The 15,688-nt window shown below is 44.6% G+C and carries 15 protein-coding genes (1 of these 15 cut by a window edge); 3 read left to right on the top strand and 12 right to left on the bottom strand.

Annotation, left to right across the window (positions count from 1 at the left end; translation table 11 throughout):
* Positions 1-32: 32 nt before the first annotated feature.
* The 5 genes from clpX to ADJ77_RS00400 form a co-directional block, all read right to left on the bottom strand.
* Complete coding sequence (clpX, locus tag ADJ77_RS00420) at positions 33-1,271, bottom strand: ATP-dependent Clp protease ATP-binding subunit ClpX (protein WP_025078702.1); 1,239 nt, start codon at positions 1,269-1,271, stop codon at positions 33-35.
* A gap of 10 nt (positions 1,272-1,281) precedes the next feature.
* A complete protein-coding gene (clpP, locus tag ADJ77_RS00415) occupies positions 1,282-1,974 on the bottom strand; it encodes an ATP-dependent Clp endopeptidase proteolytic subunit ClpP (protein ID WP_025078701.1) in 693 nt (230 codons plus the stop codon).
* A gap of 175 nt (positions 1,975-2,149) precedes the next feature.
* Positions 2,150-3,517 carry a trigger factor gene (gene tig / locus ADJ77_RS00410; protein WP_025078700.1) on the bottom strand — a complete coding sequence of 456 codons (1,368 nt, stop codon included), beginning with the start codon at positions 3,515-3,517 and terminating at the stop codon, positions 2,150-2,152.
* A 395-nt stretch (positions 3,518-3,912) separates the two neighbouring features.
* Positions 3,913-4,815: an LPS export ABC transporter ATP-binding protein gene (gene lptB, locus ADJ77_RS00405; RefSeq protein WP_394330586.1), complete on the bottom strand. Its 903-nt coding sequence runs from the start codon at positions 4,813-4,815 to the stop codon at positions 3,913-3,915.
* A gap of 213 nt (positions 4,816-5,028) precedes the next feature.
* Positions 5,029-6,375 carry a hypothetical protein gene (locus ADJ77_RS00400; RefSeq protein WP_025078698.1) on the bottom strand — a complete coding sequence of 449 codons (1,347 nt, stop codon included), beginning with the start codon at positions 6,373-6,375 and terminating at the stop codon, positions 5,029-5,031.
* A gap of 483 nt (positions 6,376-6,858) precedes the next feature.
* On the opposite strand from ADJ77_RS00400, the gene ADJ77_RS00395 reads away from it, so the two are divergent.
* The 3 genes from ADJ77_RS00395 to ADJ77_RS00385 all read left to right on the top strand — a co-directional run bounded on the left by ADJ77_RS00395 (position 6,859) and on the right by ADJ77_RS00385 (position 8,962).
* On the top strand, positions 6,859-7,605 hold the full coding sequence (locus ADJ77_RS00395) for an MlaE family ABC transporter permease (protein WP_025078697.1): 747 nt from the start codon (positions 6,859-6,861) through the stop codon (positions 7,603-7,605).
* A gap of 136 nt (positions 7,606-7,741) precedes the next feature.
* Positions 7,742-8,131, top strand: coding sequence for a four helix bundle protein (locus ADJ77_RS00390; RefSeq protein ID WP_025078696.1), 390 nt, complete (start codon positions 7,742-7,744; stop codon positions 8,129-8,131).
* Positions 8,132-8,191: 60 nt separating this feature from the next.
* A complete protein-coding gene (locus tag ADJ77_RS00385; protein WP_025078695.1) occupies positions 8,192-8,962 on the top strand; it encodes an ABC transporter ATP-binding protein in 771 nt (256 codons plus the stop codon).
* A 592-nt stretch (positions 8,963-9,554) separates the two neighbouring features.
* On the opposite strand, the gene ADJ77_RS00380 is transcribed toward ADJ77_RS00385, so the two are convergent.
* The 7 genes from ADJ77_RS00380 to ADJ77_RS00350 form a co-directional block, all read right to left on the bottom strand.
* The gene (locus ADJ77_RS00380; protein ID WP_025078694.1) at positions 9,555-10,814 is read right to left on the bottom strand and encodes a hypothetical protein; all 1,260 of its coding nucleotides are present in this window, start codon (positions 10,812-10,814) and stop codon (positions 9,555-9,557) included.
* Positions 10,815-10,963: 149 nt separating this feature from the next.
* Positions 10,964-11,368 carry a hypothetical protein gene (locus tag ADJ77_RS00375; RefSeq protein WP_050695904.1) on the bottom strand — a complete coding sequence of 135 codons (405 nt, stop codon included), beginning with the start codon at positions 11,366-11,368 and terminating at the stop codon, positions 10,964-10,966.
* Positions 11,369-11,385: 17 nt separating this feature from the next.
* A complete protein-coding gene (der, locus tag ADJ77_RS00370) occupies positions 11,386-12,699 on the bottom strand; it encodes a ribosome biogenesis GTPase Der (RefSeq protein WP_025078693.1) in 1,314 nt (437 codons plus the stop codon).
* Between the two features lie 291 nt (positions 12,700-12,990).
* Positions 12,991-13,872 (bottom strand): GTPase Era, encoded by an 882-nt coding sequence (gene era, locus ADJ77_RS00365; protein ID WP_025078692.1) that lies wholly within the window; start codon positions 13,870-13,872, stop codon positions 12,991-12,993.
* 174 nt (positions 13,873-14,046) lie between these two features.
* The gene (locus ADJ77_RS00360; RefSeq protein WP_025078691.1) at positions 14,047-15,066 is read right to left on the bottom strand and encodes a beta-ketoacyl-ACP synthase III; all 1,020 of its coding nucleotides are present in this window, start codon (positions 15,064-15,066) and stop codon (positions 14,047-14,049) included.
* A gap of 2 nt (positions 15,067-15,068) precedes the next feature.
* Positions 15,069-15,254: a 50S ribosomal protein L32 gene (gene rpmF / locus ADJ77_RS00355; RefSeq protein WP_004382259.1), complete on the bottom strand. Its 186-nt coding sequence runs from the start codon at positions 15,252-15,254 to the stop codon at positions 15,069-15,071.
* Positions 15,255-15,276: 22 nt separating this feature from the next.
* Positions 15,277-15,688, bottom strand: the 3' portion of a protein-coding gene (locus ADJ77_RS00350; protein WP_025078690.1) for a YceD family protein. The gene runs 107 nt beyond the window's last position; the window shows 412 of its 519 coding nt (coding positions 108-519); its start codon lies beyond the right edge, outside the window; its stop codon occupies positions 15,277-15,279.

The following is a 15,688-nucleotide window of genomic DNA, read 5'->3' as shown; positions in this document are numbered from 1 at the left end:
CTTCTTCACTTCAGCAGGCTGTATATATTAGGTTATGAGACTTTATTCGATTTCTGAATATGAGCCTTATCAAGTTGCTGACGGACGTATTCTTCCGTCACCTCAAACGACTTGATGCGTCGTGACGGCACATCGAACATGGCATCCATCATCACAGCCTCAACAATAGAGCGCAAGCCACGGGCTCCGAGTTTATACTCGACAGCCTTGTCTACGATATAGTCAAGAGCAGATTCCGTGAAGCTGAGCGTAATTCCGTCCATGCTGAACAGCTTGATATACTGCTTTACGATGGAGTTTCTGGGTTCAACAAGAATCTTACGCAATGCCTCACGGTCAAGCGGATTAAGATAAGTAAGTACCGGCAGACGTCCGATAATCTCAGGAATGAGACCAAACGACTTCAAGTCCTGCGGCAGGACATACTTCATCAAGTCTGTCTTATCTATCTTGGCAACGTTCTGCACAGAGTTGTAACCAACCGTATGTGTATTGAGTCGCTGTGCTATCTTACGTTCGATACCGTCAAAGGCACCACCACAGATAAAGAGAATATTGCGGGTATCAACATGTATATAATCCTGGTCAGGATGCTTACGTCCACCCTTTGGCGGCACGTTCACCATCGTTCCCTCAAGGAGTTTCAGCAAACCCTGCTGTACACCCTCACCGCTAACATCACGGGTGATACTCGGATTGTCGCTCTTGCGTGCAATCTTGTCAATCTCATCGATGAAGACAATACCACGCTCGGCGGCAGGAACGTCATAATTGGCAACCTGCAACAGGCGTGAGAGAATGCTCTCCACATCCTCACCTACGTATCCGGCTTCAGTGAATACGGTCGCATCAACAATGGTAAAGGGCACATCAAGGAGCTTTGCTATGGTGCGGGCGAGCAATGTCTTACCCGTACCTGTAGAACCTACCATGATGATATTGCTCTTCTCTATCTCAACACCGTCATCATCCTTAGGCTGTTGCAAACGCTTGTAATGGTTGTAAACAGCTACAGCAAGATAACGTTTCGCCTCGTCCTGACCAATGATATACTCATCAAGATACTTCTTGATTTCCTTTGGCTTAGGAACTTTCTTGAGCTTAAAAGCCTCATCATTGCCATTCTGCGACTGCGCTAACGCACCTGTCTGCATGACGATATTGTAAGCCTGCTGTGCACATTCCTCACAGATATAGCCGTTCAAGCCAGTGATAAGGAGCTTTACTTCCTTCTCACCCCGACCACAAAAACTACATTTCTTCTGGGGCATTATCTATCCTTTACTTTACTTCTTCTGAAGCGTTACTTACTGGTTTCCTCATCAGGACCTCATCAATCATACCGTACTCCTTAGCCTCTGCGGACGTCATCCAGTAGTTACGGTCACTGTCGTTCCACACCTTCTCAAATGGCTGATGAGAGTGCTCGCTGATGATGGTATAGAGTTCCTTCTTGAACTTCTGTATCTCCCGTGCTTCAATCTCAATATCAGACGCCTGACCCTGCACACCACCGAGCGGCTGATGAATCATAACACGACTGTGCTTCAGGGCAGAACGTTTGCCTTCCTGACCTGCAACGAGCAATACGGCAGCCATTGAGGCAGCCATACCTGTACAGAGTGTAGCAACGTCACTGGAGATAAACTGCATGGTATCATAGATACCCAGACCCGCCGTGACACTTCCGCCAGGAGAGTTAATATAAATAGATATATCCTTACCCGGGTCAACAGAATCCAGGTAAAGAAGCTGTGCCTGAATAGTATTGGCTGAATAATCATCCACCTGTGTGCCGAGGAAGATGATTCGTTCCATCATCAGACGTGAAAACACGTCCATCTGGGTCACATTCAGCTGACGCTCCTCAAGGATATATGGGTTCAGATACTGCGCCTGTGCCTTTATGACATCATCAAGCACCATACCACTCATCCCAAGATGCCCTGTGGCATACCTTCTAAAATCGTTCATTGTTTTCCTTTCTATATGATTTATTGTGACAAAAAATAGAGGCTATCGACCTCTCCTATCATTGCCATCTATGCAAACACCATGCCACTCAGAGCGACACCAGCCAGCATATCTAAAGCAAAGATAAGCAAAAAAATCGATAACCTCTATATATAAAGGAAGATTTTTCTTAAATTTATTGCTCGCTTACGAGTTTATTGAACTCTTCAAGACTTACAGTCTTAACGTTCAGCTTAACTACCTCCTTGATGGCAGCAGCGATCTTACGGTCAAGAGCAGCCTCAACGAATGAGTCAATATTCTCACGCTTCTTCAGCATCTCATCAGCATAACCATTCAGATAGTCCTCTGGAATATTGGTCATACCATACTGAGCGAACTGTGCACGAGCCATCTGACGAGCACTCTCACGAACATCGTCGTCTTCAACCTTGATGTTGTTGTCCTTAGCCAACTGCTCCTTAATCAGGTGCCATGTCAGCTCCTTAATGCTCTGAGCGTAGTTCTTCTCTACAAACTCCTCGCCCTTATCCTGGTTGTTAGCCAGCATAATGCGCTTCAGGATAGCATCCGGGAATGTCAGCTCGCCTACTTTCTTCTCGCAGTAAGCACGGAGGTCCTGAACAAACTTATAGTCAGAATCACCCTTCAACTGTGCTGTCAATCCGTCAGCAATAGTCTTGCGGAAAGCAGCTTCATCCTTGATGTCAGCGTCCTCACCGTAAACACCCTTCCAAAGTTCAGCATTGTTCTCAGCCTTTACGAAGCGTGAAATCTCAGTAATCTGATAAGAGAAGTTACCCTTGTGCTCTGCAACTTCCTCTTTCTTGATCTTCAAGAGTGAAGAAACCTCGATATCATTGTCCGGGTAAGCTGCTGTCGGGTTGAAAGTGATGATGTCACCAGTCTTAGCACCATCAAAGAGCTTCTTCTGGTCTTCAACCTTGATATACTGTGGCATCAATGATGCACCCTCAACGGTGATACCACCCTCGAGTGTGTTTCCATTCTCATCCAACTCACGGAGGTCACCCTTCAGCATATCACGCTGCTCTGGGTCGAAAGACTCCGCCTTGTCATAGCGACCTGCACGACTCTGGAACATCTCCACCTGCTGGTCAATCAGTTTGTCGTCAACTGCAATCTCGTAGTAGTCAATCTTATTCTTTCCGTTCAGTTCAATCTTGAACTCTGGAGCTACAGCAATATCAAACTTGAACTCGTAAGGAGCTGGCTTCTCCAAGTCAACAGCTTCCTGAGACTCAGAACCCATTGGCTGACCCAGCATCTGAATCTTGTTGTCAGCAATATATTTCTGGAGGTTCTCACCAAGAATCTTATTGATAGCATCCATCTTCACCTGTGGACCATACTGACGCTTAATCAGTCCCATAGGCACCTGACCCTGACGGAAACCAGGAACATTGGCACGCTTGCGATAATCCTTGAGGGTTTTCTCAACCTCATCCTTGTAATCAGCTTCCTCAACAGTGATGGTCATCAAACCGTTCACTTTGTCGGGATTCTCAAATGAAATTTTCATCTTTGATGTTATATATTATGTTTATTATTATTTATCAAAAGCATAGATTCACAAGAAGGCACACCACCCCCTTGCGGTCTTTGGAGTGCAAAGGTACTTAAAAAATCGCATAACCTTATAATATATAAGTGGAAATTTGTTTTTTTAACCAAGATAACCTGGGGCACAAGAACTAACAAGCCTGCTTACAGCCGATTCTTATGCAGAGTTTTACCACAAGCAGGCTTCTTTTCCGGGACGTTATAGGATGAAAGAAAGGTATCATTGCCGAATTATTTTCATGAAAAGAAATATTTTTCTTCACGAAAAGAAATATTTTTCTTCATGAAAATAATTCTTTCTTACCATGAAAATAATTCGCTACACACGGTGCTTTCTGCATGACAAGAACACGACTACAAGAACTTTTCCTGCGGAGCAGCAACCTCCAAGGTATCCTCCTGCGCCCGTTTACGCTGGTCGAGCAGCTGAAAGTCTTTCTTCTGCAGGACGAAGTCTGTACCGAGGTACTTCTCCTTAACAATCTTGTTGGCAGCCAGTTCCTCTGGCGTACCCTTGAAGAGGATGCGCCCCTCGAAGAGAAGATAGGCACGGTCGGTGATGTTCAGCGTCTCGTGTACATTATGGTCGGTGATGAGAATACCGATATTACGGAACTTCAAACGCCATACGATGTGCTGAATATCCTCAACGGCAATAGGGTCGACACCTGCAAACGGTTCATCGAGCATGATGAATTTCGGGTCGATAGCCAGGCAACGGGCTATCTCGCAACGGCGACGCTCACCACCGGAAAGACGGTCACCGAGGTTCTTGCGCACCTTCTCCAGTCGGAACTCGCGGATAAGACTTTCCATCTTGTCGATACGTTCCTGCTTCGACAGCTTCGTCATCTCCAGCACGCTCATGATATTATCCTCCACACTCATCTTGCGGAAGACACTCGCCTCCTGCGGAAGATAGCCGATGCCGGCACGGGCACGTTTGTAGACTGGGAAGTTGGTAATCTCCTGGTCGTCAATATATACATGTCCCTCGTTCGGAACGACCAGACCAGTCGTCATATAGAACGATGTCGTCTTGCCCGCACCATTCGGTCCGAGCAGTCCCACGATTTCTCCCTGTTTGACATTGATGCTCACACCATTGGCAACCGTACGCTTTCCGTACCGTTTCACCAATCTGTCCGTGCGGAGGATGCTCCCCTCGCCTTCGGGGCGTACAACAATCTTATCAAACTCTGCGTTATCTTTCTCTTTTTGCAAATCCAGCATGATAATGAACTTTACTGAAACCATAGGGAACAGAAAAAGGCTCCGACGCTCTCGTCCCGTCATCACCTGATACCATCTCCACAATCGCTGCAAAATTACGAAATAAAAAGCAGATAGCTGTCAGTAAGAGGTTAAATACTCCGCAAATACACGAAAATATCACTAAAACGACAAACAGCAGAATGGTATCCCACCCTGCTGTTTATATTTTTATAAGTGACGACTTTCTCCCTCAACCTATCGCATCAGCTTCATATAATCACCTGATTCTGAACGAACGACATATATACCACGCTCCAAGTCAACCAATGCTGGTACTTGACCCAACCAAACAATCTTGCCATCAATACCATAGACAGTAGCTTTCTGAGGCTTGGACGACTCGATACGACAACCTGTATCCGTAGCAGAAACAACAAACGAAGACGCATTTGCCGTCACACCAGAAATACCTGCAGCGGTCTTATCGAGCTTGAGCATATAAGTACTGATGGTGTTCTTTCCCTTCACACCAATACCAGGATAGCCACCATTACGCATCGTACAGTACACACGCAGAACTTCGTCCTCCGAAAGACTGGCATCAAAAGTAAACTTGCCAGACTCGCTTGTCATCATATCAGCAGGAACAGGCTGATAAGCAGCTGTTTCATTCGCCTTATACTTCCATACGAACTCCGTCTTCTCACGCACCGTAGAGATACCACGAGTAAAGAACAGGTCGGACAAATCGACACTAAGACCATCCATCTTGCTCTTTGGAACGAGATAAGAGCCCTGCGATGAATACCTGAAATCCTCCAGTGGTGCATCCACAACATATCGGTCAGGAATCTGGTCAAAAGCCAAGTTGTTTCCCCGAACATCAAGCATCGTCAGCTCCTTCAGCTTCTTGGCACCCTTGATACCACGAAGCCCCTTGTTCTTTGCTGGTAAAGAACAGATGAGTGACGTCAGATGAGTATTGTTTCTCACATCTAATGTGTCAATAGAAGCACCCACGAAACCTATCTGGGTAAGATTTGGCGCATCCCAGTTATTAACCTTTTTCAGTGACCCCTGACCCAGAATTGTTGGTGAAGCCTGCACGGACTTCAACATATCACTCTTAGGCAGGACTATCTCTTCCACACCAGTAAAAGTCAAAGTGAGGACTTCCAGGTTAGGACACTGCGTCACGTCAACCTTGTTATGCTTAACCAAGTCCACATAATCAACATTCAGGTTCTGTAGTACCGAAGACTTCACCTCCAACACCCCATTGACCTGTTTCTTCTGCACAATACGCAAAGTAACTAACTTATCAGCAGCCACTTCTATAGTCCGCTCATTCGGGGAAGCATATACAAAGGTATATTCAACCTTCGTCAGGCTGCCATCCGTTGCCGCATTGAAAGTCTTGATCCCCTCATTCTCTCCAAAATTGCAGACCAAAGGGGCATTTGCATCCGTACGAACCACAAAAGAAACATCAGTAGCATTAGGCGCTATACTGAGAACAACACGCTCACTTGGAATAGTCTGAGCCGAAACAAGTTTCACACAACTTAGAAACAAAGCTGAAACAAGTAAATTTTTCATCATACGCTTTTGTTAGTTAGGCTTCCCCCGTTAAGGGAAAGAAGTTATTTAATTTATCTGCCGAACACAAACAATATGTTCGATATGCTTTTATCTTCTACCAGACTCTGTAAAAATGCAATCACAACATAACATATAAGTGATTTGTCTGCAATATTAATACTTTTTTAAAACTTATACAAATAAAAAGCTGTTAAATTAACATCAGACATCAAATAATCCTATTAATGCCCCCATAAGTATCTGCTACATTTTTGTTATTACAACAATTGAACAAGCTGCAGTTCATAATTTATTGCCACAATATGCCGGTTTGTTTCAGAAACTATCCATCAACATAGAGAAAGAGGAAACACTTAGTGCACTAAACGTATGGGCACTTTACCTTTCAGAGCAAAAGGAAAGATTTTATTAAATAATGTCTTTCTTTCCGCTTTCTGTGATATTTTGGTTAATTTTGCAACTTTAAAACCAAACAGAAAGATCATGCTTATCTTCAAGTGGCTGAACACATTCGGCAATTATCTTATACTGATGGGACGATCACTCAGTCGCCCTGAGAGAATGAGGATGTTCCTGAAACGCTATATCAAGGAGATGTCACAGCTGGGTGTTGATTCCATCGGCATCGTCCTACTCATCTCCTTCTTCATCGGTGCCGTTATATGTATACAGATAAAACTCAACGTGCAGAGCCCCTGGATGCCGCATTGGGTATCGGGTTATGTAACACGCGAGATTATGCTTCTGGAGTTCTCCAGCAGTATCATGTGTCTTATCCTGTCGGGCAAGGTGGGTTCAAACATTGCATCTGAGTTAGGAACGATGCGCGTGACACAACAGATTGATGCCTTGGAGATTATGGGTATCAACTCTGCCAGTTACCTCATCCTCCCCAAAATACTGGGACTCATTACCATTATGCCGTTCCTTGTCATCTTCTCGGCAGCAACCGGTATCGTCGGTGCATACGCTACGGCATACATCGCACACATCATCACCCCCATAGACCTTACCGCAGGACTGCAGCACGACTTCAACTCATGGTTCATGTGGATGAGTATCATCAAGGGATTCTTCTTCGCCTTTATCATCTCAAGCGTATCCTCATATATGGGCTATACGGTGAATGGCGGAAGTGTTGAAGTGGGCAAGGCTTCCACGGATGCAGTAGTCTGCTCAAGCGTGCTAATTCTCTTCAGCGATGTATTCCTCACACAGTTGTTGAGTTAACAAAGGAGTTAAAGAAGTCAAGGAGTGAAATGGAGTTAAGACAACACCAGCTTTGTACAGTATCAGAAAACAACTTCAAATTTAATTCCTAACTCATCTCAAGCTATTATACTCTAAAATAAAAGCATTAAAGTTTATGTTCTACTATCCTCAAACATATAGTTTTGAAAAAATAATTGCATGGCAGAAAGCTCATAGCTTTGTTCTTTGTGTATATAAAGTAACGAAACTATTTCCTTCTGAGGAAAAGTTTGGACTAACGTCTCAGTTCCGAAGAGCAGCCGTATCTATCGAAGCTGACATAGCAGAAGAATATAAGAAACTGGGGCGACAAGATAAATTACGTTTTATGAACATTGCACAAGGAAGTTCAGAGGAGTGTAGAGACTATATTATCTTATCACGAGATTTAGAATATATATACATGGAGCAGTATCAACAGCTTCACAATAAGATTGAAGAAGCAAGTAAGTTGCTCAATGCATATTGCCGTGGTATTGCCAATAACCATGCTATGACAGATTAGATGGATGAACATTTGTCTTAACTCCATTTCACTCCTTAACTCCTGACAAATACTCATAATATGATTGAAGTAAAACATCTCTATAAATCATTCGGCAATAAAGAAGTGCTGAAGGATATAAACACCGTTTTTGAAGACGGAAAAACAAACCTCATCATCGGACAGAGCGGTGCAGGAAAGACTGTTCTGATGCGTTCGCTCACTGGTCTGCTCGACCCGACAAAGGGCGAGGTACTCTATGACGGACGTAACTTTGTCAACCTGACAAAGAAAGAGAAGATTCTCATGCGTCGTGAGATGGGAATGATTTTCCAGGGTGCAGCTCTCTTCGACTCGCTTACCGTGCTGGAAAACGTGCGTTTCCCTTTGGATATGTTCTCGGACATGACCTCACAGGAACGTGACAAAAGGGCTATGGAATGCCTTGAGCGTGTAAACCTGACCGGCGCCGAAGAGAAGTTCCCCGGTGAGATTTCGGGCGGTATGCAGAAGCGTGTTGCCATTGCAAGAGCCATCGTTATGAATCCGAAATATCTTTTCTGTGACGAGCCTAACTCCGGACTGGACCCAAAAACCTCATTGGTCATCGACGAACTGCTGACAAGTATCACACGTGAGTTCAATATGACAACCATCATCAACACCCACGACATGAACTCGGTGATGGGCATTGGTGAAAATATCATCTTCATTGCTGACGGCAAGAAAGAATGGCAAGGCGACAAGGACTCCGTAATCTCGTCCCAGAACAAGAAACTGAACGACCTTGTCTTCGCCTCTGACCTCTTCAAGAAAGTCAAGAGCATGGAAAAAAACAAGACTACATTATAAGGAAATTCAGCAACTTATCAGTTCTGAAATATACAGAAACAAGCCCTTATCCTTCCTGCTAAACAGGGGGATAAGGGCTTATCTATTTCTGTTGTTGTCCGATAAAGCCAACCGCAAATCAGTCATTTGAGCCTGAACAGGTTTTGTTTTATTGTCGAGCAGATTGTCTGTCTTTGTAACGAAGGCGTATCAGCTACGTAAAGTTAGAAGGACAAGAGGAGTTCATACCCAACATAGATAGGGTTTTGAAAAATCATTACATGATTTCGAATAAATCATCTGCAAACAAAGGAAAAACATGTGTAAAAAGCAAGTTTGCAACCAGCAGTAAATCAATTAGTTATAAAGTCGTGCGAAAAAGGTGCTTAATTGGACTTCAATTAAGCCTTAATTGAGCTTCAATTAACGCCCTTTTGAACCGCAATTAAGCCTTAATTGAAGTGCAAGAGAGCGTAGATTGAAAATGAAGGAAAGAAAAAACAGGACAAAAAAAAGTTTCTCCCATAAGATCGACAGACGCAAAGTCCCACATACTTAGAAAGAATCGGGTTCACAATTCTGTCAACAAAAGCAAATGGAAAGTTTATCATTCTCATTCGTCTTGGCTTGTTTTAATCTTCACAGCCACATCATACTCCTCATAAACCTTGTCACATAGTGTTTCAAAACCAGGGAGACTAAAATAATGCCGGCTATCAATATAGTTGCGGAAAGAATCGTTGTAATAGAGCTCGTGTCCAAGGAGAGAAGTATCCTCTCGGTCATACTTCTTACTGAACTTATAGAGATAATAACAAAGATAGGCTGCAACCTTATAGCGTTCTTCCTTCGTGAATTCAGTCATCCACATAGGAAGTTTTTGCTCCTCTATATTCAACAGGTAGTCTATATAATCATTGAAGAGCCTTATCCACTCCATATTTTCTTCTGTTGCAGGTAGTTTCAAGATGCTTTTCAAAAGTCCTTTTCTGATTTCAACTTTTGCGTGCTTCGCCTTTCTTTTACTGGCTAAAGTATTGTCAAGAATCCAAGGGTCATCAACATCAGTATATTCTTTCAACATGTTAGCCATTACTAACTTGTTTATTTCTTCGTTCCTGTCATATCCATACTCACGCAGCAGGTCTATGAGAAACGCAGCTTCGTTCTTCTTCAACCATTCAAGAGCGTCTTTACTATCATAGAAGATAAAATTGTTTTCGTTGAAAAATATGCTATCATTGAAGTTAAAATAGAGTTTTCCACGTTTTATTGTTTTCCTGTGATTCTCATCTATGGCATATTCAGACAGCCCCTCAATCTTTACCGCACTGTCAATTGTGGGGGAAGTAATGATGTAATTGTAGTTTGGTACATAGACAAGTCTGTTCCAGAAATACTCTTGTTCGTCGAAACTGTCACCACCCATCGCCTTTTCCTGCTTAGCCCGTTCTGTTGCATTGCCATTCTTAAAGATGTACGTTCTGAAGCCTCTCGTCAATTGAATATCATTACTTTGGCTTACATCAACACCAAAATATTTCAGAATAGCTTCTCTGGCTCTCTCGTTATCAACGGGTTTATAGCCCATGCGACGGATTGCTTCATCTATCAGTTCGACAGCAATATCAGTGTATTCCACTTGAGCCTTCTGCGGAAAAGAAAGGATTCCTCCATCCGACACTTTTGTCAAGTCCAGATAATAGGCTCTGATCTGCTTATCATAGAGACTTAGCAAGTCTTTCTTGACCACAACAACCGTATCAGCAGTATTCTCCTGCTGTGGAACCTTACGCTGATTATCACAGCTGCTTCCCAAGACCATGAGCAGCAGCGTCAAAAGGAGATACTTGCTTTGTTTCATCTTTTTCATTCTCTATTTCAGGAAATCCGTCCGACAATAAAGACCCAGCTCAGGCAAAAGAATCTAAGATTAAACCGACTTTCTATCGCCAGGACTACCCGTAATCTCCATTAGTACAAACAGCCTTAAAGGTAAACATGCCATTATCCACACAATGCCTATCGCATCATCCACACACCTTTCCTCTTTATCATCGGCACAACTACCTGTTCCGTAGTCTTGTCACCATAATGAAAAAGCAGAAAAGCACTGGCCGTACTGTCTTTCTCCGAGAATACAGATGAAGCCAGCGAGATGGAATCAATCCCTTTGTGCTGACTCTTCTGCTGCTCCATAAACTGCTGAAGATTAATCAGAAGCTGTTTCCGATAGCCATCGGGCAGCTTTCCCGGACGGTTCTCACCCTCCAAGAAGGCTTCGTACTTGCCTTCAAGCAGTTGTTCATAATAGAGTTTGGCTGCCCGTGCAGCCAACTCTCCTTGATCAACCTCTTCCTTCTTACTTCCACAAGCTACCAACAGCAATGCCGAAGCAAAAAGAAAGGGTAGCATGATCCGCTTCATACACACCCCTCCTGCGACTACTTCTGACGGATGAACACGTTAATCGGACAGCCGTGCAGGTTCCAGTTCTCACGTATCTTGTTCTCCAGGAAACGGCGATACTGCTCCTTGACGTACTGTGGGAGGTTCGCATAGAAAACGAAAGAAGGAATCTGTGTATTAGGTAGCTGTGAGCAATACTTGATTTTAATGTACTTTCCCTTCACTGACTGTGGCGGCGTTGCCTCAATAATAGGAAGCATCACCTCGTTCAGCTTCGTTGTACCAATATGTATCGTGCGGTTCTGATAAACCTCTTTTGCCGTCTCCAAAACCTTGAAAATACGCTGCTTGGTCAGTGCAGAAGCAAAAATGATTGGGAAGTCAACGAACGGTGCCATGCGCTTACGGATAGCATTCTCAAAGGTATCGATAACCTTCTGGTTCTTGTCTTCCACCAAGTCCCACTTGTTCACAACGACAACAAGGCTCTTGTTGTTACGCTGTATGAGCTGAAAGATGTTCATATCCTGCGCCTCAATACCACGTGTTGCATCCAGCATCAGGATGCAGACATCAGAATTCTCGATGCTTCGGATGGAACGCATGACACTATAGAACTCCAAGTCTTCGGTTACCTTGTTCTTACGGCGGATACCGGCGGTATCAACCAGATAGAAATCGAAGCCGAACTTGGTGTAACGGGTATAGATACTATCGCGCGTTGTTCCTGCAATCTCTGTCACAATGTTACGGTCCTCACCGATGAAGGCATTGATAATACTTGACTTACCTGCGTTAGGACGACCTACGACTGCAAAGCGAGGGATGTCCAGTTCCACTGTCTCATCAGGTACATCCTTCATCTTTTCGAGCAGAATATCGAGCAAATCACCCGTACCACCACCCGTAGCAGCACTGATACAGATTGGTTCTCCCAGTCCGAGTTTATAGAACTCAGCTGCCTGATAATACTCACCACTGTTATCAACCTTATTGGCAACGAGAAGTACAGGGAGCTTGGTGCGACGAAGAATCAGCGCAACATCCTCATCCCAGTCGGTAATACCCGTTTCTGTATCAACCACAAAGAGCACGAGATCCGCCTCTTCAGTTGCCACAAGCACCTGCTTGCGGATTGCATCTTCAAAGATATCATCTGACTTGACAACCCATCCGCCAGTGTCAACAACGGAGAACTCACGTCCGTTCCACTGACACTTACCATACTGACGGTCACGTGTTGTACCTGCAGTATCGCTTACAATTGCATGACGTGTCTGGGTTAATCGATTGAAAAGTGTGGACTTACCTACGTTCGGGCGTCCCACGATAGCTACTAAATTTGCCATTTATGCTGGTCTTTTCCCTCCTCATAACAACAGGGCTATGCCGTTATCTTACTATGAGAAGGCGCCGGATGTGGTCAGGCACCCGATGAATATTTGCCGAGGATGACCATTCCCCAGCCCTCGCATTGTGCGAGAGTGTACCCTACTAAGCAGTCAGGGCTATTTGTTTTTATTATCAAGGGAACTATTAGGCTAATAAGGCTTATTAGTCCAATAAGGCTAATAAAATCTCTCTCCGGCCTATCCCTCCAGGCACTCCCCTCCTTCGGAGGGGTTGTAGGAGGTTCTCCCTTACTCCGGGTTATACCCAAAATTATTCAGTTCCTTCTGCGAGTTGCGCCAGTCCTTATCCACTTTTACGAAAGTCTCAAGAAATATCTTCTTATCAAAGAACCGCTCCAGACTCTTGCGTGCCTCAGTAGACACCTTCTTGAGTGCCATTCCCTGATGTCCGATGATGATACCCTTCTGACTGCTACGCTCCACATAAATGATTGCATTGATGTGAATCTGACGGTCATCTTCCTTGAAACGCTCAACGACAACCTCAACAGAATAAGGAATTTCCTTGTCGTAATAGCGTAGAATCTTCTCACGGATAATCTCTGACACGAAGAACCTTGCCGGCTTGTCTGTCAGCTGGTCCTTGTCGAAGAATGCCGGACTCTCCGGCAACAGTTCATGGACACGCTTCAGAAGAATATCGGTACCAAACTTATTCTTAGCCGATATGGGAAGAATCTCAGCATTAGGAAGCAGCCCATGCCACTTCGTCACAAGGTCGCCAAGCATCTTCTGGTCACTCTCGTCAATCTTATTGATAAGAAGAATGACAGGGATTGTCATCTTTGAGACCTTCTCAAGGAAGTCCATATTCTTCTCCGGGTTCTCAACGACATCCGTTACATAAAGCAGGACATCGGCATCAGCCAAGGCTGACTCAGAGAACTGGAGCATCATCTCCTGCATCTTATAGTTTGGTTTCAGTACGCCTGGCGTGTCCGAAAAGACTATCTGAGAATCCCCTGTATTGACAATTCCCATAATACGATGGCGTGTTGTCTGTGCCTTGAATGTAGCAATACTGAGCTTCTCACCGACGAGTTGATTCATCAGCGTACTCTTACCGACATTCGGATTACCAACGATATTTACAAATCCTGCCTTGTGCATATAATATTTCCACCACTATGTCCTTCACGGGGAAGGAGATTTTGAAATGTTCTGTTGTTGTTATTATGAGAGAAACGGAAGCAAAGAATACATCTGCTAACGTCCCTTAACAAAAAACGCACCTATCTTATAAGAAAAGAAAGATGCGTTTTTTTGTATGATAACTTAGAGTCTTTATTTCTTAACCGCTACAGAATCTCCGTCATATGCCCACTTGTAGTAAGTGGCACCATTAACGAAGCCAGCTCCGAAGCCAGTGAAGATGAGGTTGTCACCCTTCTTCAGCTGTGACTCGAAGTCCCAGAGAACGAGCGGCATACAAGCAGCACTGGTATTACCATAACGCTGGATATTTACCAAGACCTTCTCAGCTGGGACTCCAATCCGCTTTGCAACTGCCTCAATGATGCGCAGGTTAGCCTGATGACAGACTACATAATCAATGTCATCCTGCGTCAATCCATTGCGTTCCAACAGTGTATCACAATCGTCTCCCATTGCCGTTACAGCATAACGGAAGACTGTGCGACCCTCCTGATAAGTGTAATGCAGACGATGGTCAACTGTAAAACGGGATGAAGGACATACAGAACCACCCGCCTTGACATGGAGGAAAGGAAGTCCCTTGCCGTCAGTACGATGATAAGAATCAATCAAACCAACGCCTTCTTCGGTTGTACCTTCTACCATCACAGCACCCGCACCATCACCGAAGAGCGGACACGTTGCACGATCACGATAATCGGTAAGTGCCGACATCTTGTCAGCACCGATAACGATGATACGCTTGTGACGACCGCTCTGAATCATGTTGCAGGCAACATCGAAAGCATACATGAATCCACAACATGCAGCAGCAAAGTCAAATGCGAAAGCATTCTTCAGACCCAGCTTGCCCAAAACGATGGAAGCTGTTGAAGGATGCGGATAGTCAGGGGTCGTTGTGGCAACGATGACAGCATCAATACTGTCAGGGTCAGCACCCGTCTTCTTCAGCAGAAGTTTGGCTGCCTTGCGTGCCATATAGGAAGTACCGAGTCCTTCTTCTGTGAGGATGCGGCGTTCCTTGATACCTGTACGGGTGGTAATCCACTCGTCATTGGTATCAACCATGCGAGACAGTTCCTCGTTGTTGAGGACATAGTCAGGCACGTAACCTGCGACACCTGTTATAATCGCATTGATATTACTCATGCTTACTCAGCTGTTTCCTTTACGACAGCAACCTTGCCACGATAGTAACCACAAGTTGGGCAAACTGTGTGGTAAACATAATAAGCACCACAGTTAGGGCATACTGCCAATGTAGGAGCTACTGCCTTATCGTGAGTTCTTCTCTTGAGTGTACGAGTCTTTGACTGTCTTCTTTTTGGATGTGCCATAATTCTTTAAACGTTTAATATTTTATTCTTTCAATTTTAATAGAGCTTCCCAGCGCGGATCCATCACCTGCTCGTCTTCCTCACCGCTTCGGGCGGCAGAATACTCCTCGAGAGCTCGTACCATAGCAGGGTTGCATTTTCCAGGTGCATGCACATGCTTGATAGGGATTGCGAGAGCAATGAATTCGTAGAGGTACCATGTAACATCGAGTATTCCTTCGTCCTCGGCCACCGTCACAAGGTCATCCTCTTCTGAGTTTTCTGTTCCAAATCTAACTTCGAGACGCTGTGTTGTCTCTATGGGCTGCTCCATCTGGTCAAGACAGACGTCGCACGAAACCATTACCGCGCCTGCCTCATGGAAGTCGAGGGTAAAGAAATCATTTCCAGTGCGCACAATATCAAGAGATACATGCACACTGCCCTGACTCACT

It is taken from the genome of Prevotella fusca JCM 17724 (genome assembly GCF_001262015.1).
GTDB classification, from domain to species: Bacteria; Bacteroidota; Bacteroidia; order Bacteroidales; family Bacteroidaceae; genus Prevotella; species Prevotella fusca.
Note: the sequence above shows the minus strand (reverse complement) of the source record. Positions and strands in the feature narration are given on the sequence as shown.